The sequence below is a fragment of the Pseudomonas sp. TH07 genome (assembly GCF_016651285.1).
Taxonomy (GTDB): Bacteria; Pseudomonadota; Gammaproteobacteria; order Pseudomonadales; family Pseudomonadaceae; genus Aquipseudomonas.
Genome location: NZ_JAEKED010000001.1, coordinates 1,206,372 through 1,233,357, shown reverse-complemented (window position 1 = coordinate 1,233,357; position 26,986 = coordinate 1,206,372). Strand labels below are relative to the sequence as shown.

The 26,986-nt window shown below is 63.1% G+C and carries 26 protein-coding genes; 21 read left to right on the top strand and 5 right to left on the bottom strand.

Features of this window, described 5'->3' with window-relative positions:
- Positions 1-21: 21 nt before the first annotated feature.
- On the top strand, positions 22-459 hold the full coding sequence (locus JFU57_RS05890; protein ID WP_201128460.1) for a DUF4399 domain-containing protein: 438 nt from the start codon (positions 22-24) through the stop codon (positions 457-459).
- A gap of 22 nt (positions 460-481) precedes the next feature.
- Positions 482-775: a hypothetical protein gene (locus JFU57_RS05885; protein WP_201128458.1), complete on the top strand. Its 294-nt coding sequence runs from the start codon at positions 482-484 to the stop codon at positions 773-775.
- Between the two features lie 60 nt (positions 776-835).
- Here JFU57_RS05885 and serA read toward each other — a convergent pair whose 3' ends face one another.
- On the bottom strand, positions 836-2,065 hold the full coding sequence (gene serA / locus JFU57_RS05880; protein ID WP_020295877.1) for a phosphoglycerate dehydrogenase: 1,230 nt from the start codon (positions 2,063-2,065) through the stop codon (positions 836-838).
- A gap of 204 nt (positions 2,066-2,269) precedes the next feature.
- On the opposite strand from serA, the gene JFU57_RS05875 reads away from it, so the two are divergent.
- The 4 genes from JFU57_RS05875 to JFU57_RS05860 all read left to right on the top strand — a co-directional run bounded on the left by JFU57_RS05875 (position 2,270) and on the right by JFU57_RS05860 (position 6,507).
- The gene (locus JFU57_RS05875) at positions 2,270-3,664 is read left to right on the top strand and encodes an FAD-binding oxidoreductase (RefSeq protein WP_078470560.1); all 1,395 of its coding nucleotides are present in this window, start codon (positions 2,270-2,272) and stop codon (positions 3,662-3,664) included.
- A 40-nt stretch (positions 3,665-3,704) separates the two neighbouring features.
- Positions 3,705-4,370 carry a fumarylacetoacetate hydrolase family protein gene (locus JFU57_RS05870; RefSeq protein WP_201128456.1) on the top strand — a complete coding sequence of 222 codons (666 nt, stop codon included), beginning with the start codon at positions 3,705-3,707 and terminating at the stop codon, positions 4,368-4,370.
- 178 nt (positions 4,371-4,548) lie between these two features.
- On the top strand, positions 4,549-5,475 hold the full coding sequence (locus JFU57_RS05865; protein WP_078470562.1) for an SdiA-regulated domain-containing protein: 927 nt from the start codon (positions 4,549-4,551) through the stop codon (positions 5,473-5,475).
- A 117-nt stretch (positions 5,476-5,592) separates the two neighbouring features.
- Entirely contained in the window at positions 5,593-6,507 is a 915-nt protein-coding gene (locus JFU57_RS05860) for an SdiA-regulated domain-containing protein (protein ID WP_078470563.1), read from the top strand.
- 58 nt (positions 6,508-6,565) lie between these two features.
- Here the strand turns inward: JFU57_RS05860 and rpiA are convergent, their stop codons facing one another.
- Positions 6,566-7,237 (bottom strand): ribose-5-phosphate isomerase RpiA, encoded by a 672-nt coding sequence (gene rpiA / locus JFU57_RS05855; protein WP_078470564.1) that lies wholly within the window; start codon positions 7,235-7,237, stop codon positions 6,566-6,568.
- 136 nt (positions 7,238-7,373) lie between these two features.
- On the opposite strand from rpiA, the gene ilvA reads away from it, so the two are divergent.
- The 4 genes from ilvA to JFU57_RS05835 are packed head-to-tail and all read left to right on the top strand — an operon-like array spanning position 7,374 to position 11,089.
- The gene (gene ilvA / locus JFU57_RS05850; protein WP_201128454.1) at positions 7,374-8,888 is read left to right on the top strand and encodes a threonine ammonia-lyase, biosynthetic; all 1,515 of its coding nucleotides are present in this window, start codon (positions 7,374-7,376) and stop codon (positions 8,886-8,888) included.
- Positions 8,889-8,927: 39 nt separating this feature from the next.
- On the top strand, positions 8,928-9,350 hold the full coding sequence (locus tag JFU57_RS05845) for a DUF2269 family protein (protein ID WP_201128453.1): 423 nt from the start codon (positions 8,928-8,930) through the stop codon (positions 9,348-9,350).
- A gap of 18 nt (positions 9,351-9,368) precedes the next feature.
- Positions 9,369-10,625, top strand: coding sequence for an SDR family oxidoreductase (locus tag JFU57_RS05840; RefSeq protein ID WP_201128452.1), 1,257 nt, complete (start codon positions 9,369-9,371; stop codon positions 10,623-10,625).
- Complete coding sequence (locus tag JFU57_RS05835; RefSeq protein WP_078470567.1) at positions 10,622-11,089, top strand: DUF2269 family protein; 468 nt, start codon at positions 10,622-10,624, stop codon at positions 11,087-11,089. The genes JFU57_RS05840 and JFU57_RS05835 overlap by 4 nt, the downstream gene beginning before the upstream one ends.
- A gap of 55 nt (positions 11,090-11,144) precedes the next feature.
- Here the strand turns inward: JFU57_RS05835 and JFU57_RS05830 are convergent, their stop codons facing one another.
- Positions 11,145-11,801: a histidinol-phosphatase gene (locus JFU57_RS05830; RefSeq protein ID WP_078470568.1), complete on the bottom strand. Its 657-nt coding sequence runs from the start codon at positions 11,799-11,801 to the stop codon at positions 11,145-11,147.
- Between the two features lie 144 nt (positions 11,802-11,945).
- On the opposite strand from JFU57_RS05830, the gene JFU57_RS05825 reads away from it, so the two are divergent.
- Positions 11,946-12,425 (top strand): RNA pyrophosphohydrolase, encoded by a 480-nt coding sequence (locus JFU57_RS05825; RefSeq protein WP_007927344.1) that lies wholly within the window; start codon positions 11,946-11,948, stop codon positions 12,423-12,425.
- A gap of 22 nt (positions 12,426-12,447) precedes the next feature.
- The gene (gene ptsP / locus JFU57_RS05820; RefSeq protein WP_020295866.1) at positions 12,448-14,727 is read left to right on the top strand and encodes a phosphoenolpyruvate--protein phosphotransferase; all 2,280 of its coding nucleotides are present in this window, start codon (positions 12,448-12,450) and stop codon (positions 14,725-14,727) included.
- 61 nt (positions 14,728-14,788) lie between these two features.
- On the opposite strand, the gene JFU57_RS05815 is transcribed toward ptsP, so the two are convergent.
- The gene (locus JFU57_RS05815; protein WP_201128451.1) at positions 14,789-15,535 is read right to left on the bottom strand and encodes an NRDE family protein; all 747 of its coding nucleotides are present in this window, start codon (positions 15,533-15,535) and stop codon (positions 14,789-14,791) included.
- Positions 15,536-15,658: 123 nt separating this feature from the next.
- On the opposite strand from JFU57_RS05815, the gene JFU57_RS05810 reads away from it, so the two are divergent.
- From JFU57_RS05810 to JFU57_RS05795, 4 genes are all read left to right on the top strand, one after another.
- On the top strand, positions 15,659-16,441 hold the full coding sequence (locus tag JFU57_RS05810; protein ID WP_020295864.1) for a sulfite exporter TauE/SafE family protein: 783 nt from the start codon (positions 15,659-15,661) through the stop codon (positions 16,439-16,441).
- Between the two features lie 83 nt (positions 16,442-16,524).
- The gene (gene lgt, locus JFU57_RS05805) at positions 16,525-17,337 is read left to right on the top strand and encodes a prolipoprotein diacylglyceryl transferase (protein WP_020295863.1); all 813 of its coding nucleotides are present in this window, start codon (positions 16,525-16,527) and stop codon (positions 17,335-17,337) included.
- Between the two features lie 48 nt (positions 17,338-17,385).
- Complete coding sequence (locus JFU57_RS05800) at positions 17,386-18,357, top strand: thymidylate synthase (RefSeq protein WP_201128445.1); 972 nt, start codon at positions 17,386-17,388, stop codon at positions 18,355-18,357.
- 183 nt (positions 18,358-18,540) lie between these two features.
- The gene (locus JFU57_RS05795) at positions 18,541-19,128 is read left to right on the top strand and encodes an undecaprenyl-diphosphatase (protein ID WP_201128444.1); all 588 of its coding nucleotides are present in this window, start codon (positions 18,541-18,543) and stop codon (positions 19,126-19,128) included.
- 23 nt (positions 19,129-19,151) lie between these two features.
- Here JFU57_RS05795 and cadR read toward each other — a convergent pair whose 3' ends face one another.
- Complete coding sequence (cadR, locus tag JFU57_RS05790; protein WP_020295860.1) at positions 19,152-19,601, bottom strand: Cd(II)/Pb(II)-responsive transcriptional regulator; 450 nt, start codon at positions 19,599-19,601, stop codon at positions 19,152-19,154.
- Between the two features lie 86 nt (positions 19,602-19,687).
- Here cadR and JFU57_RS05785 point away from each other — a divergent pair, with 86 nt between their 5' ends.
- The 5 genes from JFU57_RS05785 (at position 19,688) to JFU57_RS05765 (ending at position 26,907) form a co-directional block, all read left to right on the top strand.
- Complete coding sequence (locus tag JFU57_RS05785) at positions 19,688-22,024, top strand: heavy metal translocating P-type ATPase (RefSeq protein ID WP_201128443.1); 2,337 nt, start codon at positions 19,688-19,690, stop codon at positions 22,022-22,024.
- A 15-nt stretch (positions 22,025-22,039) separates the two neighbouring features.
- Entirely contained in the window at positions 22,040-22,903 is an 864-nt protein-coding gene (locus JFU57_RS05780; protein ID WP_201128441.1) for a LysR substrate-binding domain-containing protein, read from the top strand.
- Between the two features lie 137 nt (positions 22,904-23,040).
- Positions 23,041-24,117, top strand: a complete 1,077-nt coding sequence (locus JFU57_RS05775; RefSeq protein ID WP_020295857.1) for a putative 2-aminoethylphosphonate ABC transporter ATP-binding protein — start codon at positions 23,041-23,043, stop codon at positions 24,115-24,117.
- Positions 24,117-25,841: a putative 2-aminoethylphosphonate ABC transporter permease subunit gene (locus tag JFU57_RS05770; protein ID WP_020295856.1), complete on the top strand. Its 1,725-nt coding sequence runs from the start codon at positions 24,117-24,119 to the stop codon at positions 25,839-25,841. Before JFU57_RS05775 ends, JFU57_RS05770 begins: the two co-directional genes overlap by 1 nt.
- A 40-nt stretch (positions 25,842-25,881) precedes the next feature.
- Complete coding sequence (locus tag JFU57_RS05765; RefSeq protein ID WP_201128439.1) at positions 25,882-26,907, top strand: putative 2-aminoethylphosphonate ABC transporter substrate-binding protein; 1,026 nt, start codon at positions 25,882-25,884, stop codon at positions 26,905-26,907.
- The last annotated feature ends 79 nt before the right edge of the window (positions 26,908-26,986 follow it).

Genomic DNA, 26,986 nt, shown 5'->3' with positions numbered 1-26,986 from the left:
GCCGAAAAACTGGAGAAAATAATGAAAAGCTTCATCTCTCGTACTGCACTGGCCAGCCTGTTGCTGGGTGCTTCGATGTTCGCCGGTGCCGCGGAAATTCCTCGTACGCCAGCGCCTGCCGGTGCCCAGGTGAACATCGTGTCCCCTGAAGACGGGGCAACCGTGGACAAGACCTTCAAGGTCAAATTCGGTGTCGAAGGCATGGCCTTGGCACCTGCCGGCGACCAGACCCCGAACACCGGCCACCATCACCTGCTGATCGATGTCGACCAACTGCCGGCGGAAAACCTGCCGATTCCGATGGACGCCAACCACCTGCATTTCGGCAAGGCCCAGACTGAAACCGAAGTCACCCTGGCGCCGGGCAAGCACACCTTGCAACTGGAGCTTGCGGACAAGAACCACGTGCCGTTCAAGCCAGTGATTGTGTCGAAGAAGATCACAGTGACGGTGAAATAATCGTTATTCCCAGCTTTGGGTAATGACAATTGAAACGGGGGAGGCCAATGTGCCTTCCTTTTTTGTGGACCGATTGAAGAGGGCAGGGATGCGTAGAAAGCTTGCAAGGATCGGCTCCAGGCTGTTCTGGTGGTGTGCGCTGTGTGCGGTCCTGCCGCTCGTATCGGTCATCGTCGGCGCGATTATGTTCGGAACGGCGCCCGAGGTGTTTTGGGCGCCCGTGTATCTGGTCCTGCCGCTGTTCTTCCTGAGCCTGTTCGCCAACCTGGCCGTGGTGTTCTGGCCCAGGGAAAAGTCTCCGAAACAGGCCCCATAAAAAACAGGCCCCATAAAAAAGGAGCCCCGAAGGGCTCCTTTTTAGTCCAGCGCTGAACGCTTAGAACAACACGCGGCAACGGATGGTGCCGTTGATGTGTTGCAGCTTCTCTTGCGCCAGGTCCGAGTACTCGGCGTCGACGTCGATTACCACGTAACCGACTTTCTCGTTGGTCTGCAGGAACTGACCGGAGATGTTGATGCCGTTTTCGGCGAAGACCTTGTTGATCTCGCTCATCACACCCGGGATGTTCTCGTGGATGTGCAGCAGGCGGTGCTTGCCCGGGTGAGCCGGCAGGGCCACTTCCGGGAAGTTGACCGAGGACACCGACGTACCGTTGTCGCTGTACTTGACCAGTTTCTCTGCCACTTCCAGGCCAATGTTGGCCTGGGCTTCAGCAGTGGAGCCACCGATGTGCGGGGTCAGGATCACGTTGTCCAGGCCACGCAGCGGGCTTTCGAACTCTTCATCGTTGGAGCGCGGCTCCACCGGGAATACGTCGATGGCGGCGCCGATCAGGTGCTTATCCTTGATCGCGGCGGCCAGGTGGTCCAGCTCGACCACGGTGCCGCGTGCTGCGTTGATCAGGATCCCGCCCTTCTTGATGGCGCGGATTTCCTTCTCGCCGATCATCCACTGGGTCGCAGCGGTTTCGGGAACGTGCAGGGTCACGATGTCGGACATGGCCAGCAGGTCGTGCAGCTTGCCAACCTGGGTCGCGTTACCCAGCGGCAGCTTGGTCACGGTGTCGTAGAAGAACACCTGCATGCCCAGGCCTTCGGCCAGGACCGACAACTGCGTACCGATCGAACCGTAGCCGACGATGCCCAGCTTCTTGCCGCGGATCTCGAACGAGTTGGCAGCGCTTTTGATCCAGCCACCACGGTGGCAGGAAGCGTTCTTCTCCGGGATGCCGCGCAGCAGCAGGATTGCCTCGGCCAATACCAGCTCGGCAACCGAACGGGTGTTGGAGTACGGCGCGTTGAACACCGCAATCCCGCGCTCGCGAGCGGCGTTGAGGTCAACCTGGTTGGTGCCGATGCAGAAACAGCCGACCGCGACCAGTTTCTTCGCGTGGTCGAAGATCTCTTCAGTCAGTTGCGTGCGGGAACGGATGCCGATGAAGTGAGCGTCAGCGATCTTTTCCTTGAGCTGGGCTTCCGGCAAGGAGCCCGTGAGGTACTCGATGCTGGTGTAGCCGGCGGCCTTGAGGACGTCGACAGCGGATTGGTGGACGCCTTCGAGAAGAAGGAACTTGATCTTGCTCTTATCGAGAGAAGTCTTGCTCATCTGCGTAAACCTGTGTCCCGGAGAAAAATGGCAGGGAATCGGACAGCGATAGCTGACCCGGACGGCAGGAAAGCCGTCACCGCAGAGCGCCTTTGGGCACTACCCTGCGGGGGCGGTATGCTAGCATACGCACCCCGCTAAACACTCATTCCTGCGACGTGAAGCGTTCTCAGGATGACCATGAATTGTTCGAGAGTTCTGTCGATGACCAATCCTGCCCTGATTGATGAGCTGAAGACCCTGGTTGAGCCTGGCAAGGTGCTGACCGATGCCGACTCCCTGAATGCTTATGGCAAGGATTGGACCAAGCATTTCGCTCCGGCCCCCACGGCCATCGTGTTTCCCAAGACCACCGAGCAGGTTCAGGCCATCGTGCGCTGGGCCAATCAGCACAAGATCGCGCTGGTGCCGTCGGGCGGACGCACCGGGCTTTCCGCTGCTGCGGTGGCGGCCAATGGTGAAGTGGTAGTGTCCTTCGACTACATGAACCAGATCCTCGACGTGAACCTCACCGACCGTACGGCAGTCTGCCAGCCCGGCGTGGTCACCGAACAGTTGCAGAACCTGGCCAGCGACAAGGGCCTGTACTACCCCGTGGACTTCGCCTCTGCCGGTTCCAGCCAGATTGGCGGCAATATCGGCACCAATGCCGGCGGGATCAAGGTTATTCGCTACGGCATGACCCGTAATTGGGTCGCCGGCATGAAAGTCGTCACCGGCAAGGGTGACCTGCTGGAGCTGAACAAGGACCTGATCAAGAACGCCACGGGCTACGACCTGCGTCAGCTGTTCATCGGCGCTGAAGGCACCCTGGGTTTTGTGGTCGAGGCCACCATGCGTCTGGATCGTGCGCCGAAGAACCTCACCGCGATGGTGCTGGGCACCGCCGATTTCGACTCGATCATGCCGGTGCTGCACGCCTTCCAGAGCAAGCTCGATCTGACTGCGTTCGAATTCTTCTCCGACAAGGCCCTGGCCAAGGTCATGGCCCGGGGTGATGTACCGGCGCCGTTCGAATCCGACTGCCCCTTCTACGCCCTGCTGGAATTCGAAGCGACCACTGAAGAAGTGGCCAACCACGCCCTGGAAACCTTTGAGCACTGCGTGGAGCAGGGCTGGGTGCTGGATGGCGTGATGAGCCAGAGCGAAACCCAGCTGCACAACCTGTGGAAGCTGCGCGAGTACATCTCTGAGACCATTTCCCACTGGACCCCGTACAAAAACGACATTTCGGTCACTGTGTCGAAAGTGCCGGCTTTCCTGAAGGAAATCGACGCGATCGTCGGCGAACACTACCCGGACTTCGAAATCGTCTGGTTTGGCCATATCGGCGACGGCAACCTGCACTTGAACATCCTCAAGCCGGACAACTTGAGCAAGGACGAGTTTTTCGCCAAGTGCGCCACGGTCAACAAGTGGGTGTTCGAAACCGTCGAGAAGTACAACGGTTCGATTTCCGCCGAACACGGCGTGGGCATGACCAAGCGCGATTACCTGACCTACAGCCGCTCTGCGGTCGAGATCGAGTACATGAAAGCAGTCAAGGCCGTGTTCGATCCGAACGGGATCATGAACCCGGGCAAGATTTTCGCCGTTTGAAGCCGCAGTCCCTGAAGAACCCAACGAGCAGGAGTCGGTAATGAGCTATCAGCACCAATATGTCGACGGTACGAAAATCCACTTCCCGGTAGGCAAGGTGGTATGTATCGGCCGCAACTACGCCGAGCACGCCAAGGAACTGGACAACCCGGTGCCCACCGAACCGCTGCTGTTTATCAAGCCGGGCAGTTGTGTAGTGGCGCTGGAAGGCGGGTTCAGCATTCCGACCGAGCGTGGCTCGGTGCACTACGAGGCGGAAATCGCCGTGTTGATCGGCAAGCCGCTGTCGACCAAGCCCAGCCGCGAAGAGGTGCTGGATGCGATTTCCGGTTTCGCCCCGGCCCTGGACCTGACCCTGCGTGACAAGCAGTCCGAGCTCAAGGCCAAGGGCCTGCCCTGGGAAATCGCCAAGTCGTTCGACGGCGCGGCGGTCCTGGCACCGTTCGTGGTCAGCAGCACCTTCGCCGACCTGACCGACATCGGCATCCGCCTGACCATCAACGGTGAAGTTCGCCAGGACGGTAACAGCAGCGCGATGCTCAACCCCATCGTGCCGATGATCCAGCACATGGCCGGTTGCTTCTCGCTGCAGGCCGGCGATGTGATCCTGACCGGCACGCCGGTGGGCGTCGGTCCGCTGAATGTCAGTGACGAGTTGGTCCTGGAGCTTCCGGGTGCCAGCTCCTTCAGCAGCAGCGTTCGCTGAGCCTTCGCTGCCGATCGTCCGGGCTGGCCGTTCCTGATTGGGTCGCGCCAGCCTGCAAGCACTCGCCCTGGGTGTTTGGCATTTTTTTCACATCTTGTCTGGATAAATACCCGCCCAAGGTGCATGGATCCTTATCCCGTGTGCTATTACAAATGACTGATTTTCTGGAATGTCATTGATGGCCGTGCATCCCCTTCCCAAACTCAAAACCGCTCACCGCTCGCGCTTCGTCATGCGCTGGTATTCCTGGTTGCTGCTGGTAGGCGTGATCGTCTACGGCCTGGCGTACGCCATGCATTGGGATGATCGCGGCTGGTTGTGGGTCCAGGAGGGGTTTGAAACGCCGGTGGAGCGCCAGGAAAGCGTGTGGCTGCCCGACTACCGTGCGGTGATCGATGCCAAGGTGCTGCCGGGTATGGAGAAGGACGAGGCCTCCGACCTGACCTATAACCCGCAGACCAAGACCCTGTTTTCGGTGATGGGCAAGAACCCGTTCCTGGTGGAGTTGAGCCTGCAGGGCGATGTGCTGCGCAAGATGCCGCTGGTGGGCTGGGGCAATCCGGAAGGCGTGGCGGCGTTGGAAAACGGGCTGTTGGCCATCGTCGACGAACGCCAACACCTGCTGACCATCGTCAAGGTCGACGCCAGCACCCGCGAACTGAACATCGCTGACTTCCCCAAATACGACCTGGGCCCTTCGAAAGACCAGAACAAAGCCTTTGAAGCCATCGCCTGGAACCCGCGCAAGCAGCAGCTGCTGCTGGGCGAGGAGCGGCCGCCGGCGTTGTTCACCTGGAGCAGCGACGGCAGCCAGGTGCTCAAGGGGGACAAGCAGAAGCTGGCCAGTGACGAGCTGGACCTGCGCAACCTGTCGGCCCTGGGCATCGACCCGCGCACCGGTCACACCCTGGTCCTGTCCGCCGATTCCCATCTGTTGCTGGAGCTGGACGAAGCCGGTGAGCAGGTCAGCTTCATGACCCTGCTGGGCGGTTTCAACGGTTTGAAGAGCACCATTCCCCGCGCCGAGGGCGTGGCCATGGACGACGCCGGTGTGTTGTACATGGTCAGCGAGCCCGACCTTTTTTACCGCTTCGAGAAGCGCTGAGTCACACGGCTGCGCCCTGCGGTGATGGCAAGGCGGGCCAGACACCCCGGGCAATTAAGTTTAAATTCAGTCAGACGTGATATTTCATCCGTCCGTCCTGATCCCGAGCTTGCCTGAATGCGCCGACTTGCCCGTCCCAAAGCCCTTTCCCTGATGCTGTGCCTGGTCGCTCTGTTGCTGGTCGGGGTCGCCGCCCAGCAGTACCGATTGTTCGAGCGCGCCTGGTTCAATGTGCAAGGCCTGTGGCAACCGGCCGATGCCCGTTCCATCGGCCTGGGCGATTACCGGGTGGAGATCGAGGCGCAACAGATCCCGGGCCTGGACGACGACGTGTCGGCACTGACCTACGACCCGGTGCGCAAGAGCCTGTTTACCGTCACCAACAAGAATGCCGAACTGATCGAGCTGTCGCTCGAGGGGCAGATCCTGCGCCGGGTGGCCCTGGTCGGCTTTGGCGATCCGGAGGCGGTGGAGTTCATCAGCGCCGACACTTACGTGCTGACGGACGAGCGCCGGCAGCGCCTGATCAAGATCCACCTTGAGGACGATACGCAGTTTCTCGATGCGGCCGATGCCGAGCAAATGACCCTGGGTGTGCACATGAGCAGCAACAAGGGGTTTGAAGGGTTGGCGTACGACTCGGTGGGCAAGCGCCTGTTCGTCGCCAAGGAACGTGATCCGATGTTGATCTATGAGGTGCAGGGCTTTCCTCACTACAACCCGGAAAAGTCCTACGCGGTGCACGTGGTCAACAACCCCAAGCGCGATGCCGGGATGTTTGTCCGTGACCTGTCCAGCCTGCAGTACGACGAACGCACCGGGCATTTGCTGGCGCTGTCGGATGAGTCGCGGTTGGTGCTGGAGCTGGATGTCGACGGGCGACCGCTGAGCACCCTGTCCCTGACCAAGGGTCAGCAGGGGTTGCGGGCGACAGTGCCGCAGGCGGAAGGGATCGCCATGGATGACGATGGCAGCCTGTACCTGGTGAGCGAGCCGAACCTGTTCTACGTGTTCAAGAAACCCGCATTGTAAGGCGAGCCTGCCGACGCTGGCCCCATTCAAGGGTCAGCGCCGGCAGGCGACTGCGGGATCAGGCCTTGAGGGTTTTCACGCCTTCGCTGGTGCCCAGCAGCAGTACGTCGGCCGGGCGCGCGGCGAACAGGCCGTTGGTGACCACGCCGACGATGGCGTTGATCTGGCGCTCCAGCTCCACTGGGTTGGTGATCTGCATGTTGAACACGTCGAGGATGATGTTGCCGTTATCGGTCAGCACACCCTCGCGGTACACCGGGTCGCCGCCGAGCTTGACCAGCTCGCGGGCCACGTGGCTGCGGGCCATGGGGATCACTTCCACCGGCAGCGGGAAGGCGCCCAGCACCGAGACCAGCTTGCTGGCGTCGGCGATGCAGATGAAAGTCTTGGCCACGGCGGCCACGATCTTCTCGCGCGTCAGGGCCGCGCCACCGCCCTTGATCAGGTTCAGATGCGCGTCGCTTTCGTCGGCGCCGTCGACGTAGAACTCCAGGTCGCTGACGGTGTTGAGCTCATACACCGGAATCCCGTGGCCCTTGAGGCGCGCGGCGGTGGCTTCGGAGCTGGCGACCGCGCCGTCGAAGGCGCCCTTGTGCTGGGCCAGGGCATCGATAAAGCAGTTGGCGGTGGAGCCGGTGCCGACCCCGACGATGCTTTTGTCATCGAGTTTCGGAAGGATTAAATCGACGGCGGCCTGGGCCACTGCCTGTTTGAGTTGATCCTGGGTCATGCGGGCTCCGGAGCGGGCGGGGAGTAAAGAGGGGCGCGAGTATAACCCAACAAAACCTCTGTTTTCGTGTGGTCGCCCGCCCAAACGCTGGGTTAGACTCCCTGGCCCTGCCCAACCCGCTCAGTGATGCTTTCCGATGCTTGAACAGTACGTCAAAAAGATCCTCACCTCGCGCGTTTACGACGTTGCCGTAGAAACCCCCCTGCAGACCGCCCGCCAGCTTTCCGAGCGGCTGGGCAATCAGGTCTGGCTCAAGCGTGAAGACTTGCAGCCGGTGTTCTCGTTCAAGATTCGCGGCGCCTACAACAAGCTCACCCAGCTCAGCGAGGCAGAGCGCGCGCGGGGCGTGGTCACGGCCTCTGCGGGTAACCACGCCCAGGGCCTGGCCCTGGCGGCCAGGGTCCTGGGGGTCAAGGCGACCATCGTGATGCCCAAGACCACCCCGGAGATCAAGGTCGAAGGTGTGCGTTCGCGCGGTGGCAAGGTGGTGCTGCACGGTGACTCCTTCCCGGAAGCCCTGGCCTACTCGCTGAAGCTGGTCGACGAAAAAGGCTACGTCTACATCCACCCCTACGATGATCCGCACACCATTGCCGGGCAGGGCACGGTGGCGATGGAAATCCTGCGCCAGCACCCCGGGCGCCTGGATGCGATCTTTGTCCCAGTGGGCGGCGGCGGCCTGATCGCCGGCATCGCGGCGTACGTGAAGTACCTGCGCCCGGAAATCAAGATCATCGGCGTCGAGCCGGACGACTCCAACTGCCTGCAAGCGGCCATGGCCGCCGGTGAGCGAGTGGTGCTGCCGACCGTGGGCATCTTTGCCGATGGCGTGGCGGTGGCGCAGATCGGCCAGCACACCTTCGAGATCTGCAAAGACTACGTCGACGAAGTCATCACCGTCAGCACCGACGAGATCTGTGCGGCAATCAAGGATATCTACGACGATACCCGCTCGATCACCGAGCCTGCCGGCGCTCTGGGCGTGGCCGGGATCAAGAAGTACGTCGAGCAGCGCGGCATCACCGGCCAGACCCTGGTGGCCATCGATTCCGGCGCCAACGTCAACTTCGACCGCCTGCGTCACGTGGCCGAGCGCGCCGAGTTGGGCGAGGGCCGTGAAGCCATCATCGCCGTGACCATTCCCGAGAAGCCGGGCAGCTTCAAGGCGTTCTGTGAAGCCATCGGCAAGCGCCAGATCACCGAATTCAACTACCGCTACAACACCGGCAGCGAAGCGCACATTTTCGTCGGGGTCCAGACTCACCCGGAAAACGACCCGCGCAGCGCCTTGATCGCCAGCCTGACCGAGCAGGGCTTCCCGGTCATCGACCTGACCGACAACGAGCTGGCCAAGCTGCATATCCGCTACATGGTCGGTGGCCATGCGGAAAAGGTCAGTGACGAAGTGGTGTTTCGCTTCGAGTTTCCGGAGCGCCCGGGCGCCTTGTTCAACTTCCTGCACAAGCTGGGCGGGCGCTGGAACATCTCGATGTTCCACTACCGCAACCACGGCGCAGCCGATGGCCGGGTGGTTGCCGGCCTGCAAGTCCCGGCTGCCGAGCGTCATCTGGTGCCGGCGGCACTGGCGCAAATCGGCTACCCGTACTGGGATGAAAGCGACAACCCGGCGTATCAGCTGTTCCTGGGCTGAACGGCTACGCTGATGGGCACGGCCTAAGGAAGAGATGACATGGAAATATTGACCACGCTGAAGTTGCTGCATGTGCTGGCCACGGTGCTGCTGTTGGGCAGCGCCCTGGGCCTGGCGGTCTGGGTCTGGCGCAACCGGGGTGACGCCACCTTTTACAGCCGGGTGCTGCGTCGGCCGGGGCTGTTCGGCTGGTTGCTGATGGCGCTGGGCGTCCTGAGCCTGCCCTTCAGCGGCTGGTGGATGGTGCACCTGGTGGGCTGGCCGCTGGGCCAGACCTGGATCCTCGCCTCCAGCGTGCTCTACACCCTGGGCGCGCTGGCCTGGTTGTGGTTGCTGGTGCGGCTCAACCGCCTGCGGCTGGCCAAGGCGGCCAGCGGCCTGAAATTCACCCTGGCGTTGGCGATATTCAGCTTTGTGTGTTTTTTCGCCATCGCCGGGTTGATGGGCGCCAAGCCGGTCTGAGCCGCACTGGGGAATCTGATGAAAATCCTTCTGGTGGGGGCCACGGGGTTTATCGGTCGCCATCTGCTGACGGCGCTGCACGCCGCTGGCCATCAATTGATCGCCACCAGTCGCCAGCCCCAGGCGCCTGGGTTGCCCGGGGTTGAGTGGCGCAGCCTGGACCTCGACCTGCTGGCCCGGGACCCGAATTATTTTGCCTTTCCCGAGCAGGTCGACCTGCTGATCAACGCAGCCGGGCTGCTGACTACCGACACCACGGCGCTGGCGCTGACCCAGGATCGGGGCGCCCGTGCGTTGTTTGATCTGGCGGCCCAACGAGGCGTGCGGGTATTGCAGATCTCGGCCCTCGGCGCGGCGGCGCAATCGGACGTGGCCTTTCTCGCCAGCAAGGGCGCGGCGGATGACTATCTGCTGCAACTGGGTATCGACGCGGTGGTGCTGCGCCCTTCGCTGGTGCTGGGGCAGGGCGGCGCCAGCAGTGGCTGGCTGGCCCGGCTCTCGCCCTGGCCGCTGATTGCCTTGCTCGACCTGAAGGCGCAGTCGCAGCCATTGCATGTGGACGACCTGAGTGGCGCGGTCCTGGCATTGCTGCGCCAATGGCCGGCGCAGGCCATGGTCTTGCCGCTGGTGGGCCCGCAGTGCCTGACTTTGGCCCGGGTCCTGGACCAGTTGCGCGCGGCCCAGGGCTGGGCGCCGGGGCGCTACATCAAAGTGCCGTCCGGGCTGCTGGCGGTTGGCGCCTGGCTGGGGGAGCGCCTGGGCTGGCGTGCCCTGAATCGACAAAGCCTGCGCATGGCGCAGCGCGACAACCTGGCCGATCCGCAGGTGCTGGAGTCGGTCTGCGGCTACCGTGCGGCGCCGCTGCCGACGCGTTTGCACGACTGGCCGACGGCGAGCCAGAGCAGCCAGCTGGCGCTGCGCCCGCTGATGCTGGCAGTGATGGTGTTGATTTGGCTGGGCACGGCAGCCGTGTGCATCGGCCCCGGTTACGACTGGGGGCTGCGGATCATGGGCGAGGCCGGGGTCCACGGCGTCATGGCCATGCTGGCGGTGGTCGGCGGCTCGCTGTGCGATGCGCTGTTGGGCGTCGGGCTGCTGCTCAAGCGCTGGCGGCGACGAACCCTGCAGGTGCAGCTGCTGTTGATGCTGGGTTACACCCTGTTTATCAGCCTGGTGCTGCCGCACTACTGGTTTGACCCTTATGCCGCCGTTGCCAAGAACCTGGTGCTGATGGTGGCGACCCTTTGGCTTCTCTGGACCGAACCGCGTCGATGAGTGTTTACCTGCTGCTTAAAACCTTGCACATCCTGTCTTCGACCATTCTGTTCGGGCTGGGCGCCGGCTCGGCCTATTACGCCCTGCGTGCCTGGCGCAGCGGCAAGGTCGAAGTGATCGCCGTGACCTTCAAGCACCTGGTGTTCGCCGACTGGGCGTTTACCGCGACCACGGCGGTGTTCCAGCCGCTGAGTGGCCTGGGGCTGATTCACCTGGCGGGTTGGTCGATCGGGCAGAGCTGGCTGATGTGGAGCCTGGGTTTGTATGTGCTGGCGGGTATTTGCTGGTTGCCGGTGGTCTGGTTGCAGATCCGGGTCCACCGCATGGCCGAGCAGGCGTTGCGCGACGGCACGCCGATGCCGCTCAAGGCCGCCACCTACATGCGCTGGTGGTTTGCCCTGGGCTGGCCGGCGTTCCTGGCGTTCATGGCGATTTTCTATTTGATGGTGGCCAAGCCGGCATGATGGCGGGCGTGGCCTGGGCCCCGGTCCGCGTGCTCAAGCGGACCGGGCAGCGGCATCAGCCTCGCAGGCTGAGCACGGGCCAGCCACGTTTCTGGGCTTCGGCCAGCAGGTTCGGGTCGGGGTCGACCGCCACCGGGTTCGCCACCTGCTCCAGCAGCGGCAGGTCGTTCATCGAGTCGCTGTAGAAGTAGCTGTCGTCCAGGGTGTGGCCGGTTTCTTCCAGCCAGCGGTTCAGGCGTGTCACTTTGCCTTCACGGAAGCAGGGTACATCGGTGCTGCGCCCGCTGTAGCGGCCGTCGACCATCTCGCATTCGGTGGCGATCAGGTGTTCCACGCCCAGGCGCTCGGCGATCGGCGCGGTGACGAAGCGGTTGGTGGCGGTGATGATCACCAGCTTGTCGCCGGCCTCGCGGTGCTTGGCCAGCAGCGCCAGGGCCTTGGGCAACAGGATCGGCTCGATGCAGTCGCGCATATAGTCGCGGTGCCATTGATCGAGCACGCTCATCTCGGTGCGGCCGAGAATTTCCAGGCAGAAGTTCAGGTAGGCGGCGTTATCGAGCTTGCCCGCCAGGTAATCCTGGTAGAACTCGTCGTTGCGGGCCTTGTAGGTGACGGCGTCGAGGAAGCCTCTTTCGCACAGGTAATCGCCCCAGGCGTGATCGCTGTCACCGCCCAGAAGCGTGTTGTCCAAGTCGAATAAAGCCAGGCGCATTGCAGTTACTCGCTCACAGAAGGCTGAAAAAGGCGTCCAGAATACGGTCTTTTCACAAGAGTGCACATAAGGTAAGCCGCCTCGTTGCTGCTTTAACAACCTTTGTGGAACAATGCGGCGACATGCGTTTGCGAGGTTGTTGCCGTGATCGACCCCGATGGTTTCCGCCCCAATGTCGGGATTATTCTGACGAATGATGCCGGCCAGGTGCTATGGGCTCGCCGTATCAATCAAGATGCCTGGCAGTTTCCTCAAGGGGGGATCAACCCCGAGGAGACTCCGGAAGACGCCTTGTACCGCGAGTTGAACGAAGAAGTGGGCCTGGAGCGCGAAGATGTGCAAATTCTCGCCTGCACCCGGGGCTGGTTGCGCTATCGTTTGCCGCAACGTCTGGTCAGGACACACAGCCAACCGCTGTGCATCGGCCAGAAACAGAAATGGTTTCTCCTGCGCCTGATCTCCAACGAGCAGCGGGTGCGGATGGATTTGACCGGTAAACCGGAATTCGATGGCTGGCGCTGGGTCAGTTATTGGTATCCGTTGGGCCAGGTGGTGACATTCAAGCGCGAGGTTTATCGCCGCGCTCTCAAAGAGCTTGCCCCGCGCCTATTAGCGCGCGACTGACGACGGAGTTCGACCCCGAGCCATGCTCAATACGCTGCGCAAGATCGTCCAGGAAGTTAACTCCGCCAAGGATCTCAAGGCGGCGTTAGGGATTATTGTATTGCGCGTCAAAGAGGCCATGGGCAGTCAGGTCTGCTCGGTCTATCTGCTGGACCCCGAGACCAACCGTTTTGTCCTGATGGCCACCGAGGGCTTGAACAAGCGCTCGATCGGCAAGGTCAGCATGGCACCCAATGAAGGTCTGGTCGGCCTGGTCGGCACGCGCGAAGAACCGCTCAACCTCGAAAATGCCGCCGATCACCCGCGCTATCGCTACTTCGCCGAAACCGGCGAGGAGCGTTACGCCTCTTTCCTCGGCGCACCGATCATCCACCACCGCCGGGTCGTGGGCGTGCTGGTCATCCAGCAAAAGGAGCGTCGCCAGTTCGACGAGGGCGAAGAAGCCTTCCTGGTGACCATGAGCGCGCAGCTGGCGGGGGTTATCGCCCACGCCGAAGCCACCGGCTCGATCCGCGGCCTGGGGCGCCAGGGCAAGGGGATTCAGGAAGCCAAGTTCGTCGGCGTCCCGGGTTCGCCGGGTGCCGCGGTGGGTACGGCGGTGGTCATGCTGCCGCCGGCCGACCTGGACGTGGTGCCGGATAAAACCATCAGCGATATCGATGCCGAGCTCGGGCTGTTCAAGACCGCCATTGAAGGCGTGCGTGCCGATATGCGCGCACTGTCGGCAAAACTCGCGACCCAGCTGCGCCCGGAAGAGCGCGCCTTGTTCGACGTCTACCTGATGATGCTCGACGATGCCTCGCTGGGCAGCGAAGTCACCACCATTATCAAGACCGGTCAGTGGGCCCAGGGCGCACTGCGGCAGGTGGTCACCGATCACGTCAACCGCTTTGAGCTGATGGACGACGCCTACCTGCGCGAGCGGGCGTCCGACGTCAAGGACCTGGGCCGCCGACTGCTGGCCTACTTGCAGGAAGAGCGCCAGCAAACCCTGGTCTACCCCGACAACACCATCCTGATCAGCGAAGAACTGACGCCGGCCATGCTCGGCGAGGTGCCGGAAGGCAAGCTGGTCGGCCTGGTGTCGGTATTGGGTTCGGGCAACTCCCACGTTGCGATCCTGGCGCGAGCCATGGGGATTCCGACGGTGATGGGCCTGGTCGACCTGCCTTACTCCAAGGTCGACGGCATCCAGATGATCGTCGATGGCTACCACGGCGAGGTCTACACCAACCCCAGCGATGTGCTGCGCAAGCAGTTCGCCGAGGTGGTCGAGGAAGAGCGGCAACTGGCCCAGGGCCTGGATGCGCTGCGCGACCTGCCGTGCGTGACCCTGGATGGCCACCGCATGCCGCTGTGGGTCAACACCGGCCTGCTGGCCGATGTGGCGCGGGCGCAGAAGCGCGGCGCCGAAGGTGTGGGTCTGTACCGCACCGAAGTGCCGTTCATGATCAATCAGCGTTTCCCGAGTGAAAAGGAGCAGCTGGCGATTTATCGCGAGCAACTGGCGGCCTTCCATCCGCAGCCGGTGACGATGCGCAGCCTGGACATCGGCGGCGACAAGTCACTGTCTTATTTCCCGATCAAGGAAGACAACCCCTTCCTCGGCTGGCGCGGCATTCGCGTCACCCTCGACCACCCGGAAATCTTCCTGGTCCAGACCCGGGCCATGCTCAAGGCCAGCGAAGGCCTGAACAACCTGCGCATTCTGCTGCCGATGATCTCCGGCACCCACGAGCTGGAAGAAGCCCTGCACCTGATCCACCGTGCCTGGGGTGAAGTGCGTGACGAAGGCACTGATGTGCCGATGCCGCCGATCGGGGTCATGATCGAAATTCCGGCTGCGGTCTACCAGACCAAGGAGCTGGCGCGCCAGGTGGACTTCCTGTCGGTCGGCTCCAACGACCTGACCCAATACCTGCTGGCCGTGGACCGCAACAACCCGCGGGTTGCCGATCTCTACGACTACTTGCACCCGGCGGTGCTGCAAGCCCTGCAAAACGTAGTGCGCGACGCCCATGCCGAAGGCAAGCCGGTGAGCATTTGCGGTGAGATGGCCGGTGATCCGGCGGCAGCGGTGCTGCTGATGGCGATGGGGTTCGACAGCCTGTCGATGAACGCCACCAACCTGCCGAAAGTGAAGTGGATGCTGCGTCAGATCAACCTGACCAAGGCCAAGGAACTGCTGGCCGAGCTGATGACCATCGACAACCCGCAAGTTATCCACAGCTCGCTGCAACTGGCGCTGAAAAAGCTCGGCCTGGCGCGGATGATCAATCCCGCTTCGGCCAAGACGCTTTAAACCGCGCGGTTCTACTCACCACCCGGCCGGATCCTGCTCTGCAGCATCCGGCCTGGGCGTTTTAAACCTTCAGCTCGACCTCTCCCAAATGTCCGCCATAGGGCCCGAAACTGCGCTCCACCAGGTGCCGGGTGCCATCGGCGTGGACGATCAGCGCGGTGCTGGCGCGGGTGCCATAGCTGGGGCTGGCGATAAACACGCTGGACAGCAGACTCTCGGTGGCCAGGCCGACGCCGGTGTCCGGCAAGTCGGCAAAGGGCGCGGTCTGCGGATCACTGAGCAAGGCCAGCAGCGCCTGGGGCTGCGGATCGTCCAGCAGTTCGCCGAGGGCGGCGCGGGCCTTGAGCAGTTTCGGCCAGGGCGTATCCAGGCCGGCGTTGGACAAGCCATACACGCCGCTGCCCAGGCGTTGGGGTTGCAGGTCATTGGCGTTGTAATGCCACAGCGCTTCGGCGGTGCCGAGCAGCAGGTTAAAGCCGGCATATTCCACCGATCGGCCGACAACGTCGGTCAAATAGTCATCCAGCGGGATTTTTCCGGCGAGAAAGCGTGCCACCAGTTCGCCCCGGGAACGGCGCGCCGGGGGTTGATGAGGGTCGCGGATATTGGTCAGTGCGGCGAAACGGCCATCGGCGCCGACCCCCAGCCAGGTGCCGCCGGCTTCCAGGTCGCGTCCGGCGTGAATTTCCGGAGTTTCAGGCCACTGGGCGAGGGGCAGGCTGGGGCGGGCATAGAATTCGTCGCGGTTGGCCGCGACGATCAGCGGTTGGGCGTGGCCCGGCCGCCAAGCGAAAACGATCAAGCACATCGGGCTTATCCCTTTTGTGTTTTTGCCCACTCTACGCACAGATGAAGCGGGTATCCATCGCCATCCAGTGGAGCCGAGGGCCGTGCATCCGTTACCATGCCGGTCTTATTTTGGGGTGCACCCATGGAATTTCTGCTCTATCTGCTGTTGGGCGCCTGTGCGGGCGTGCTGGCCGGGCTGTTTGGCGTGGGTGGCGGGATCATCATCGTTCCGGTGCTGGTGTTCAGTTTCAAGGCGCAGGGCTTCGACCCGCTGGTATTGACCCACCTGGCGGTGGGCACCTCGCTGGCGACCATCATCTTCACTTCGGTCAATGCGATTCGCGAGCATCAGCGCAGGGGCGCGGTGCGCTGGCCGATCTTTGTCTGGATGACCGTAGGGATTCTGATCGGCGCCGGCTTTGGTGCGCTGACGGCGGAGGCGATTTCCGGTCCCCACCTGCAAAAGATCATTGGTGTATTCGCCCTGGTGATCGCCCTGCAGATGGTCCTTGAACTCAAGCCCAAGGCCAGCCGAACGGTTCCCGGCAAAGTGGGTCTGACCCTGGCCGGCAGCGTGATTGGCTGGGCTTCGGCGATTTTCGGCATCGGTGGCGGTTCGCTCACCGTGCCGTTCCTGACCTGGCGCAGCGTGCCCATGCAACAGGCGGTGGCGACGTCATCGGCTTGCGGCCTGCCGATTGCCCTGGCCAGTGCCTTAAGTTTCATGATTCTGGGCTGGCATGATCCGTTGCTGCCGGCCCATAGTCTGGGTTTTGTGTATTTGCCGGCGCTGCTGGGCATTGCGCTGACCAGCATGGTATTCGCCCGCTTTGGCGCGCGCCTGGCCCACAGCCTGTCGCCGCGCCTGCTCAAGCGTCTGTTTGCCGCGCTGCTGTTTGGTGTAGGGCTGAGTTTCCTGCTCTGAAAGGGGCCGCAATCCTGGCTTAATCCCGGCGTGCCACTGTCACGCCCGCAATCTTGAGTTTTCTACTCTTACGAGGAGTCGCAATGCTGCCTTACCCGCAGATCGATCCGGTGGCCCTGGCCATCGGTCCGCTGAAAATCCACTGGTACGGGCTGATGTACCTGATCGGCATCGGCGGTGCCTGGCTGCTGGCATCGCGCCGGCTGAACCGTTTCGACCCGACCTGGAACAAGGAGAAGCTCTCCGACATGGTGTTCTGGATGTCGATGGGGGTCATTGTCGGTGGCCGTCTGGGGTATGTGCTGTTCTACGACCTGAACGCGTACCTGGCCAACCCGACCCTGATCTTCGAGGTGTGGAAGGGCGGCATGTCGTTCCATGGCGGCTTTATCGGGGTGATGCTGGCGGCCTTGTGGTTCGGCAAGCGCAACAACAAGTCATTCTTCGAGCTGATGGATTTCGTCGCGCCGATGGTGCCGATCGGCTTGGGCGCCGGGCGGATCGGCAACTTCATCAACGCCGAATTGTGGGGCAAGCCGACTGACCTGCCCTGGGCGATGATTTTCCCGCCGTTCAGTGACCCTTCGCAGTTGCCGCGGCATCCGTCGCAGCTGTACCAGTTCGCGTTGGAAGGCGTGGCGCTGTTCGTGATCCTGTGGCTGTTCTCGCGCAAGCCGCGGCCGACCATGGCGGTCTCCGGCATGTTTGCCCTGTTCTACGGGATTTTCCGGTTTATCGTCGAGTTCGTCCGGGTGCCGGATGCCCAGCTCGGCTACCTGGCGTGGAACTGGCTGACCATGGGCCAGGTACTGTGCCTGCCGATGATCATCGGTGGCCTGTTCCTGATCTGGCTGGCTTATCACCGCGCTCCGGCGAACACGAGCGCCGCGCTTTAAATTCGAATACCGGGGCCCTGGCCCCGGGTTCAAGGATGCAGGTAATTCATGAAGCAATATCTCGATCTGGTCGCCCACGTTATCAACAACGGCACCAAGCAGGCCAACCGCACCGGTGTGAACACCATCAGTTTTCCCGGTGCCATGCTGCGCTATGACCTCAAGGAAGGCTTTCCGGCCATCACCACCCGCAAGATGGCCTTCAAGTCGGCCATCGGCGAGATGTGCGGTTTTCTGCGTGGCGTGAACAACGCCGCCGAGTTCCGTGCCCTGGGCTGCAAGGTCTGGGACCAGAACGCCAACGAAAACGTGCAATGGCTGGCCAACCCGTTCCGCCAGGGCGAAGACGACCTGGGTGAAATCTATGGCGTGCAATGGCGCAAATGGCCGGCCTACAAGCAGATCGCCCTGAGCAACCCGGCCGCCATCGAGCAGACCCTGGCCCAGGGCTATCGGCAGATCGCCGAAGGCGAGGAAAACGGTCAGGCCTATGTGGTGCTGTACAAGGCCATCGACCAGATCCGCCAGTGTGTCGACACCATCATCAAGGACCCGGGCAGCCGCCGGATCCTGTTCCACGGCTGGAACTGCGCTCAGCTCGATGAAATGGCCTTGCCGCCGTGCCATCTGCTGTATCAGTTCCACCCGAATGTCGAGACCCGGGAAATCTCCCTGACCCTCTATATCCGTTCCAATGACCTGGGCCTGGGCACGCCGTTCAACCTCACCGAAGGCGCCGCCTTGCTGAGCCTGATCGGGCGCCTCACCGGCTACACCCCACGCTGGTTCACCTATTTCATCGGTGATGCCCACGTCTACGAAAACCACCTGGACATGCTCAATGAACAGCTCAAGCGCGAGCCATTCCCGATGCCTAAGCTGGTGATCAGTGATCGGGTGCCGGAGTTTGCCAAGACCGGTGTCTACCAGCCGGAGTGGCTGGAGCTGATCGAGCCGAGCGACTTCTCCCTCGACGGCTACCAGCACCATGCGCCAATGACCGCGCCGATGGCGGTTTAGGCCTTTACCCGGGGGCCGTGGGGCCGACACCGCGCGGCCCTTGTCGCTTCATCCATGACCTTTATCGACCTGTGCCCGGGAACCCTCCCGGGCATTGCTGTACCTGGCGGGCGGCTACGCTCTCAGGAGCAGCCTCGGTTCGTTCGGGGTGCAGTCCTTCTGATATTGAATGCGAGCCCTTGAATGGAAGAACTCAACCGCAGCCTGTTCCTGGCCATCAATGCCAGCGCCGAAGCATCGTTGCCGATGCGCGAACTGGCGGTGTTCCTGGCGCAATGGCTGGTCCTGAGCGTGCCGCTGCTGCTCCTGGTGTTGTGGGTGTTCGGCGGGCGGCGGCAACGAATGATCGTGCTGATCGCGACCTTGAGCATTGTCTTCGCCCTGGCCTGCAACCTGCTGATTCGCGATCTGTGGTTTCACCCACGGCCGTTCATGCTGGGCCTGGGGCAGAACTTCCTGGCCCACGCGCCTGGGGCGTCCTTTCCCAGCGATCATGCCAGCGGCATGTTTGCCATGGCGTTCGCTCTGATCCTGGTGTCCCTGTACCGAACCGGGCTGGTGATGCTGGCGCTGGCGCTGTTGGTGAGCTGGGCCAGGGTCTACCTGGGGGTGCATTTCTCGTTCGATATCCTTGGCGGCTGCCTGGTCGGGTTGCTCAGCGCCTGCCTGGTGCGCCAGGGCCTGGCCTGGCGCGATCTGGATCAACGGCTGCTGACGCTGCTTGAGGGGATCTACCAGCGGCTGATACCCCTGGGCCGCCACGGCTCCTGAAAACATGGCGCCCGGCCACGGGCCTAGTGCCCGTGGCTGCGGCCGACATGGGAGTGCTCGGCGTCGCTGGGCGCGACCGAACCGCTGACCTCCAGGCGCTGCAAGATCCCGCATTGGTCCAGGTCCGGCCCTTCGCAGCAGCGTTGGCGCAGGTCGAGCAGTTGTTCCTGCAGCGCCAGCAAGCCGTCGATGCGCAATTTGACGTGGTGGATGTGTTCGTCGATCAGGGCGTTGACGTTCTCGCACTGTCCTTGCGGGCTGTCGCGCAGGCCCAGCAGGCTGCGGATCTCCTCGAGGGTCATGTCGAGGCTGCGGCAATTGCGGATAAACGTCAGGCGTTCGGTGTGGGCCTGGGTGTAAAGACGGTAGTTGCCTTCGCTGCGAGCCGGTTCCGGCAGCAGCCCTTCACGTTCGTAATAGCGGATGGTTTCGACCTGGCAGTCGGTCAGTTTCGCCAATTCACCAATTTTCATGGGGCCGTCTCGTTTTGGGTGCTTGACCCTATAGTGGCTACAGGGTGTTCACTTGGCAACAGGCACCTTTCATGGACGTCACCACAATGAACAATTCGCTCCACACTTCCGGCAAGCCCCACGCTGATCACGATCACGATCACGATCACGATCACGATCACGATCACGATCACGATCACGATCACGATCACGATCACGATCACGGCCAGGAGCCGAAGCTGCAGGCCATCCCCAAGCATGACCACGGCAGCCATGGCGATTCCTGCTGCTCGTCCAAAGTCGCGCCGGCGCAGGTCCAGTTGAGCGCGACCATCAGCGCCAGCGCCCGCTTGAGCAGTTTTCGTATCGAAGCCATGGACTGTCCGACCGAGCAGACGCTGATCCAGAACAAACTGGGCAAGCTGGCCGGTGTGCAGCAATTGCAGTTCAACCTGATCAACCGGGTCCTGGGTGTCACCCACGACTTGCCGAGCACCGCGCCGATCATCGAAGCCATCAAGTCCCTGGGCATGCAGGCCGAGCCGATCGAGCAGGGCGTCGACGCCGGGCCGGCAGCGCCGCCGGTGAAGAAACACTGGTGGCCGCTGGCCCTGTCCGGCGTGGGGGCATTGGCGGCAGAAGTGATCCACTTCACCGACAGTGCGCCGTCGTGGGTGATTGCCCTGGTGGCGCTGGTGTCGATTCTCAGCGGTGGCCTGGGCACCTATAAAAAGGGCTGGATTGCCCTGAAGAACCTCAACCTCAACATCAACGCGCTGATGAGTATCGCGGTGACCGGCGCGGTGCTGATCGGCCAGTGGCCGGAAGCGGCGATGGTGATGTTCCTGTTCACCGTGGCCGAGCTGATTGAAGCGCGTTCCCTGGACCGGGCGCGCAACGCCATCGGTGGCCTGATGCAGATGACCCCGGAACAGGTCACGGTGCAGTTGCCGGACGGAACCTGGGTCGAACGTGAAGCCAAGAGCATCGAACTCGGAGCCTTGGTCCGGGTACGCCCCGGTGAGCGCATCGGCCTCGATGGCGAGGTGGTCTCGGGCAGTTCGACCATTGACCAGGCGCCGATTACCGGTGAAAGCCTGCCGATTGAAAAGACCGTGGGCGACAAGGTCTTCGCCGGCACCATCAACCAGGCCGGCTCCCTGGAATATAAAGTCACCGCCGCGGCCAACAACTCGACCCTGGCGCGGATCATCCACGCCGTGGAGCAGGCGCAGGGCGCACGGGCGCCGACCCAGCGCTTTGTCGACAAGTTCTCCACCATTTACACCCCGGTAGTCTTTGTTTTTGCCCTGGCCGTGGCCGTGATTCCGCCGCTGTTCATGGGCGCGGCCTGGTTCGACTGGATCTACCGCGCCCTGGTGCTGCTGGTGGTGGCGTGCCCGTGTGCACTGGTGATTTCCACCCCGGTCACCATCGTCAGCGGCCTGGCCGCCGCCGCGCGCAAAGGGATCCTGGTCAAGGGCGGGGTGTACCTGGAGGGCGGTTACAAGCTCGACTACCTGGCCCTGGACAAGACCGGCACCATCACCCACGGCAAGCCGGTGCAGACCGACTTCCTGCCCCTCGACCCCCTGGCCGAAAACACCGCGCCGGCATTGGCCGCCAGCCTGGCCGGGCGTTCGGACCACCCGGTGTCGCTGGCCATCGCCAATGCGGCTGTGGATAAAAAACTGGCGCTGCACGCTGTGGATAACTTCCAGGCCCTGGCCGGGCGCGGCGTGAGTGGCGAGATCAACGGTGAGCTGTACCACCTGGGCAACCACCGCTTGGTGCAAGAACTGGGCCTGTGCTCGCCCGCCCTCGAGGAAAAACTCTTCGCCCTGGAAAAACAAGGCAAGACCGTGGTCCTGCTCCTCGACCGCTCCGGGCCGCTGGCGCTGTTTGCCGTGGCCGATACGGTCAAGGACACCAGCCGCGAAGCCATTGCCCAGCTACATGAGCTGGGGGTCAAGACCCTGATGCTGACCGGTGACAACCCGCACACCGCCCAGGCCATTGCGGCCCAGGTGGGCATCGACCAGGCGCGAGGCGACCTGCTGCCCACCGACAAGCTGCAAGCGATTGAAGCGCTGTATGCCCAGGGGCACCGCGTGGGTATGGTCGGCGACGGCATCAACGACGCGCCGGCCCTGGCCCGGGCCGAAATCGGTTTCGCCATGGCCGCCGCTGGCACCGACACCGCGATTGAAACTGCCGATGTCGCCCTGATGGACGACGATCTGCGCAAGATTCCGGCGTTTATCCGCCTGTCGCGTCAGACCTCCAATATCCTGGTGCAAAATATCGCCCTGGCGCTGGTGATCAAGGCGATCTTTCTTGGAGTAACCTTTGCCGGCCTGGCCACGATGTGGATGGCAGTCTTTGCCGACATGGGGGTCAGCCTGTTGGTGGTGTTCAATGGTTTGCGCCTGTTGCGCAAATAACGACGAGAGTGCGCAGTGCTGAGTGCCGAGCTGAAGGCTTTTTACATGGTCGCCCGCCTGGGCAGCATTACCCTGGCGGCGAAAAAGCTCGGCCTTAGCCAGCCGACGGTCACCACCCAGATTCGCCACCTGGAAAGCCAGTACGCGGTTGAGCTGTTCTACCGTGGCGGTCGCCGCCTGAGCCTGAGCGACGAGGGCGCGCGGCTGCTGCCGATGGTCAAGCAACTGTTGCAGCAGGAGGCGGACATCGAGTTCTTCCTGCGCAACAGCGGCCAGATGCAGGGCAGCCTGCGCATCGCCGCCACCGCGCCGTATTACATCCTCGACCTGGTCAAGACCTTCCGCGAGCGCTTGCCCCAGGTCCAGGTGGCCGTGGAAATCGGCAATTCGCAGCAGGTGCTGGAGGCGCTGGAAGAGTACCGAGTGGACATCGCCGCCTCGTCGCAACTGCTCGAAGACCCACGCTTGATCCGCCGGGTGCTGGGCACCGACCCTCTGGTGCTGGCGGTGCATCGCAACCATCCGCTGGCGGCGCTGGACCACGTGCCCCTGAGTGCATTGGCCGGGCATACCCTGTTGATGCGCGAAGCCGGCTCGACCACCCGCAGCCTGACCGAAGAACTGCTCAACAGTGCCCAGGTCAGCTTCGGCCCGCTGCTGGAGATCGGCAGTCGTGAGTCGATCCGCGAAGCCGTGCTGCGCAACATCGGCATCAGTATCATCGCCCGCCAGGAAGTGCCCCACGACCCGCAATTGCGCGTGCTGACCTTCGAAAACGCCCCACAGATCGCCGAGTACCTGTACTGCCTCAAGGAGCGTAAAAACGCGCGCCTGCCGGCGGCCTTCCTCGGGTTGGCCCAGGAAATGGCCGGCTGCTGAACCTGCCGTGCAGGGTTGCCTGGCCCCGGGCCAACCCAAATCTGCCAATACCACTATCGGCAACTTTTGCCTCGCTGCCACAGTAACTACGCATTCGTTCCCTAGGATGGCCTGCATCTGCTTGATGAGGCCCCTCCATGAACAACTCGATTGCCACTGCCCTGAGCAACCCCGGTGCACCGATGAAGGTGCGCGGTCTGCAGAAACGCTTTGGCGCCTTTGCGGCGCTGGATAACGTGTCCCTGGACGTGGCGGCCGGCGAGCTGGTGTGCCTGCTCGGCCCGTCCGGCTGCGGCAAGACCACGCTGCTGCGCTGCATCGCCGGCCTTGAGCGCCAGGACCAGGGCGAGTTGTACCTGGGTGAGCGCGATGTGTCGCGCCTGGCGCCCCAGGCCCGGGACTACGGGATCCTGTTCCAGTCCTACGCGTTGTTCCCCAACCTCAGCGTCGAGGCCAACATCGCCTACGGCCTGGCTGGCAGCGGGCGCGACGAGGTGCGCCAGCGGGTAGGGCAGATGCTTGAGCTGGTGGGCCTGACCGGCAGCGAAAAGAAGTACCCCGGCCAGCTGTCCGGCGGCCAGCAGCAGCGGGTGGCCCTGGCCCGTGCCCTGGCACCGGCGCCTTCCCTGCTGCTGCTCGACGAGCCGATGTCGGCCCTGGATGCCCGGGTTCGCGAGCACCTGTGCACCGAGCTGCGCCAATTGCAGCGGCGCCTGGGCGTGACCACCTTGATGGTGACCCACAACCAGGACGAGGCCATGTTGATGGCCGACCGCATCGCGGTGATGAACAACGGCAAGGTCGAGCAGTACGCCACGCCGCAGGAAATCTACGACCGGCCGGCGACGCCTTTCGTCGCCGAGTTCGTCGGCCAGGGCAACTGGCTGCCCTTCAGCCGTAACAGCGAGAGCCATGCCCAGGTCGGCGGAATGAGCATGCGCCTGGCCGACAACAGCGGCAAAGCCGCGTCGGGCCGGCTGTTCTGCCGCCCGGAGGCGATCAGCGTCAACCCGCTGGTGCACGAGGAAAACCTGTTCCCGGCCAAGGTCCGTGAAATCACCTTCCTCGGTAACCGCTGCCGCATGAGTTTTGAGCTGGAGCATTTGCCCGGCCATGCGCTGCTCGCCGAACTGGCGCCCGAAGCCATGCCGCGCCTGGGGGCGCAGAACATCATGGTCGCCCTGCCGCCGCGCAGCCTGCAGGTGTTTGCCTGATGGGCGCGCAGATCGCCCTGCCGCTGCCGGGCAAGCAGGTACGCCAGGCCTCCCGCGCCGAGCTGGGTGATCGGCTGTTTGTGGTCGGCGGCAAGGTCCTGCTCCTGTGCCTGCTGGGGGTTGCTGTGCTGATGCCGTTGCTGGCGATCTTCTGGCGCGGCTTCAGCAGTGAAGCCGGGCAGGGCGGTGGGCTGGTGGCGGCGCGGGAACTGCTGCGCAGCGAAAACTTCCACTGGCTGCTGGGCAACAGCCTGAAAGTCTCCCTCAGCGTGGCGGCCATCGTGGTGCCGCTGGCTTATCTGTTCGCCTACGCCCTGCAACGCACCCTGATCCCGGGCAAGGCTGTCTGGCGCGGGCTGTCGCTGCTGCCGCTGATGGCGCCCTCGATGCTGCCGGGTATCGCCCTGGTGTATCTGTTCGGCAACCAGGGCCTGCTGCGCGGGCTGCTGTCGGACAACATCTACGGCTTCTGGGGGATTGTCCTGGGGGAGGTGATCTACACCTTTCCCCACGCTTTGATGATTTTGCTCTCGGCGCTGTCCCTGGCCGATGCGCGGCTGTTCGACGCAGCGTCGAGCATGGGCGCGAGCCCGGCCAAGGCCTTTCGCAGCATCACCTGGCCTGCGACCCGGCAGGCGGTGTTCGCCGCGTTTTGCCTGGTGTTCACCCTGACCATCACCGACTTCGGCGTGCCCGTGGTGGTCGGCGGCGACTATCAGGTGCTGGCACTGGAGGCCTACAAGGCGGTGGTCGGTCAGCAACAGTTCGGGCGTGGTGCCCTGATCGGCATGGTGTTGTTGCTGCCGGCGCTGTTCAGCTTCGCGGTCGATGCCTGGTTGCGCCGGCGCCATGGCGACTCCATGAGCGGCCGGGCCCAGGTCTTCAAGCCGCTGCCGAGTCGCGTCCGGGATGGCTGCTACCTGGCCATCGTGCTGCTGATCTGCGCGGCGTTGCTGCTGGTGTTCGGCATGGCGGTGTTCTCGTCCCTGGTCAAATTCTGGCCGTACAACCTGTCGCTATCGCTCAATCACTACCAGTTCAGCGACACCGCCGGCGGTGGCTGGCTGGCCTATCGCAACAGCCTGACCATGGCCCTGTGCACCGCCCTGATCGGCAGTGGGCTGATTTTCACCGGCGCCTACCTGATGGAGAAGACCCAGGGGCAGCGCGGCCTGAACCTGCTGCTGCGCATGCTGAGTTTTGTACCGATGGCAGTGCCGGGCCTGGTTCTGGGCCTGGGCTACGTGTTCTTTTTCAACCTCAACGGCAACCCGCTGCATGTGTTCTACGGAACCATGAGCCTGCTGGTGGTGTGCACCATCGCTCACTATTTGACCACCGCGCAGATGACCGCCACCACCGCCCTGCGCCAACTCGACGCCGAATTCGAAGCTGCCGCGCTGTCGCTCAAGGCGCCGCTGTACCGGCACTACTGGCGGGTCACGCTGCCGATCTGCCTGCCGGCACTGCTGGACATCGTGCGCTACCTGTTCGTCTCGGCCATGACCACGGTGTCGGCGGCGATTTTCCTCTACAGCCCGGACACCATTCTCGCCGCCGTCGCCGTGCTGAACATGGACGACGCCGGCAACGTCGGCGGCGCGGCGGCCATGTCGACCCTGATCCTCTTCACCTCGGCCGGCGTTTCGCTGCTGCTGGCCTGGGCCTCGCGCGGTTTGCTGCGCCGCTCCCAGGCTTGGCGCCAGACCGCGCCGGGCCACTGATTACGCCCCTCCACCCACACTCATTAAAAGGAACCGCACCATGTTCAAGCCCCTGGCTCTTGCCGCTGCTGTCCTCACCGCCTTCAGCCTGAATGCCTTTGCCGCCAAGACCGAGTTGACGGTGTACACCGCCCTCGAAGCCGAGCAGCTGAAGTCCTACAAGCAAGCCTTCGAAAAGGCCAACCCGGACGTCGAGATCAAGTGGGTGCGCGATTCCACCGGGATCATCACCGCCAAGCTGCTGGCGGAAAAAGCCCGGCCACAGGCCGATGCGGTCTGGGGCCTGGCGGCGTCGAGCCTGGCGATCCTCGATCAACAGGGCATGCTGCAAAGCTACGCCCCCAAGGACCTGGGCCAGATCGGACCCAACTACCGCGACGCCGCCAACCCGCCCGCCTGGGTCGGGATGGACGTGTGGGCCGCGACCATCTGCTTCAACACCGTGGAAGCGGAGAAGCAGGGCCTGACCAAGCCGGTCAGCTGGCAGGACCTGACCAAGCCCGAGTACAAGGGCAAGATCGTGATGCCCAACCCGGCGTCCTCCGGCACGGGCTTCCTCGATGTCAGCGCCTGGTTGCAGACCTTCGGCGAGAAGCAGGGCTGGCAGTACATGGATGAGCTGCACCAGAACATCGGCCAGTACGTCCACTCCGGCTCCAAGCCGTGCAAGCTGGCCGCTGCCGGCGAATTCCCGATCGGCATTTCCTTTGAGTACCCGGCGGTGCAGCTCAAGCGCCAGGGCGCGCCGCTGGACATCGTGCTGCCCAAAGAGGGCCTGGGCTGGGAAATCGAAGCCACTGCGGTGATCAAGGGCACCCCTCATGAAGAGGCGGCGAAGAAGCTCGCCGACTTCTCCGCCAGCCCGGCGGCGATGGAGCTGTACAAGGAAAACTTCGCCGTGCTGGCCCAGCCGGGTATCGCCAAGCCGCAGACCGAACTGCCGGCCGACTATGAGCAGCGCCTGATCAAGAACGACTTTGCCTGGGCGTCGAAGAACCGCGACCAGATCCTCGCTGAATGGCGCAAGCGCTACGACGGCAAGTCGGAAAAAGTGGCGGCGCAGTAAGCGCCAGGGACGACCCCTACTGGCCAAGGGCCTGTCAGCGGGGGGCGAGTGGCTTTTTGTGGCGAGGGAGCGTGCTTCC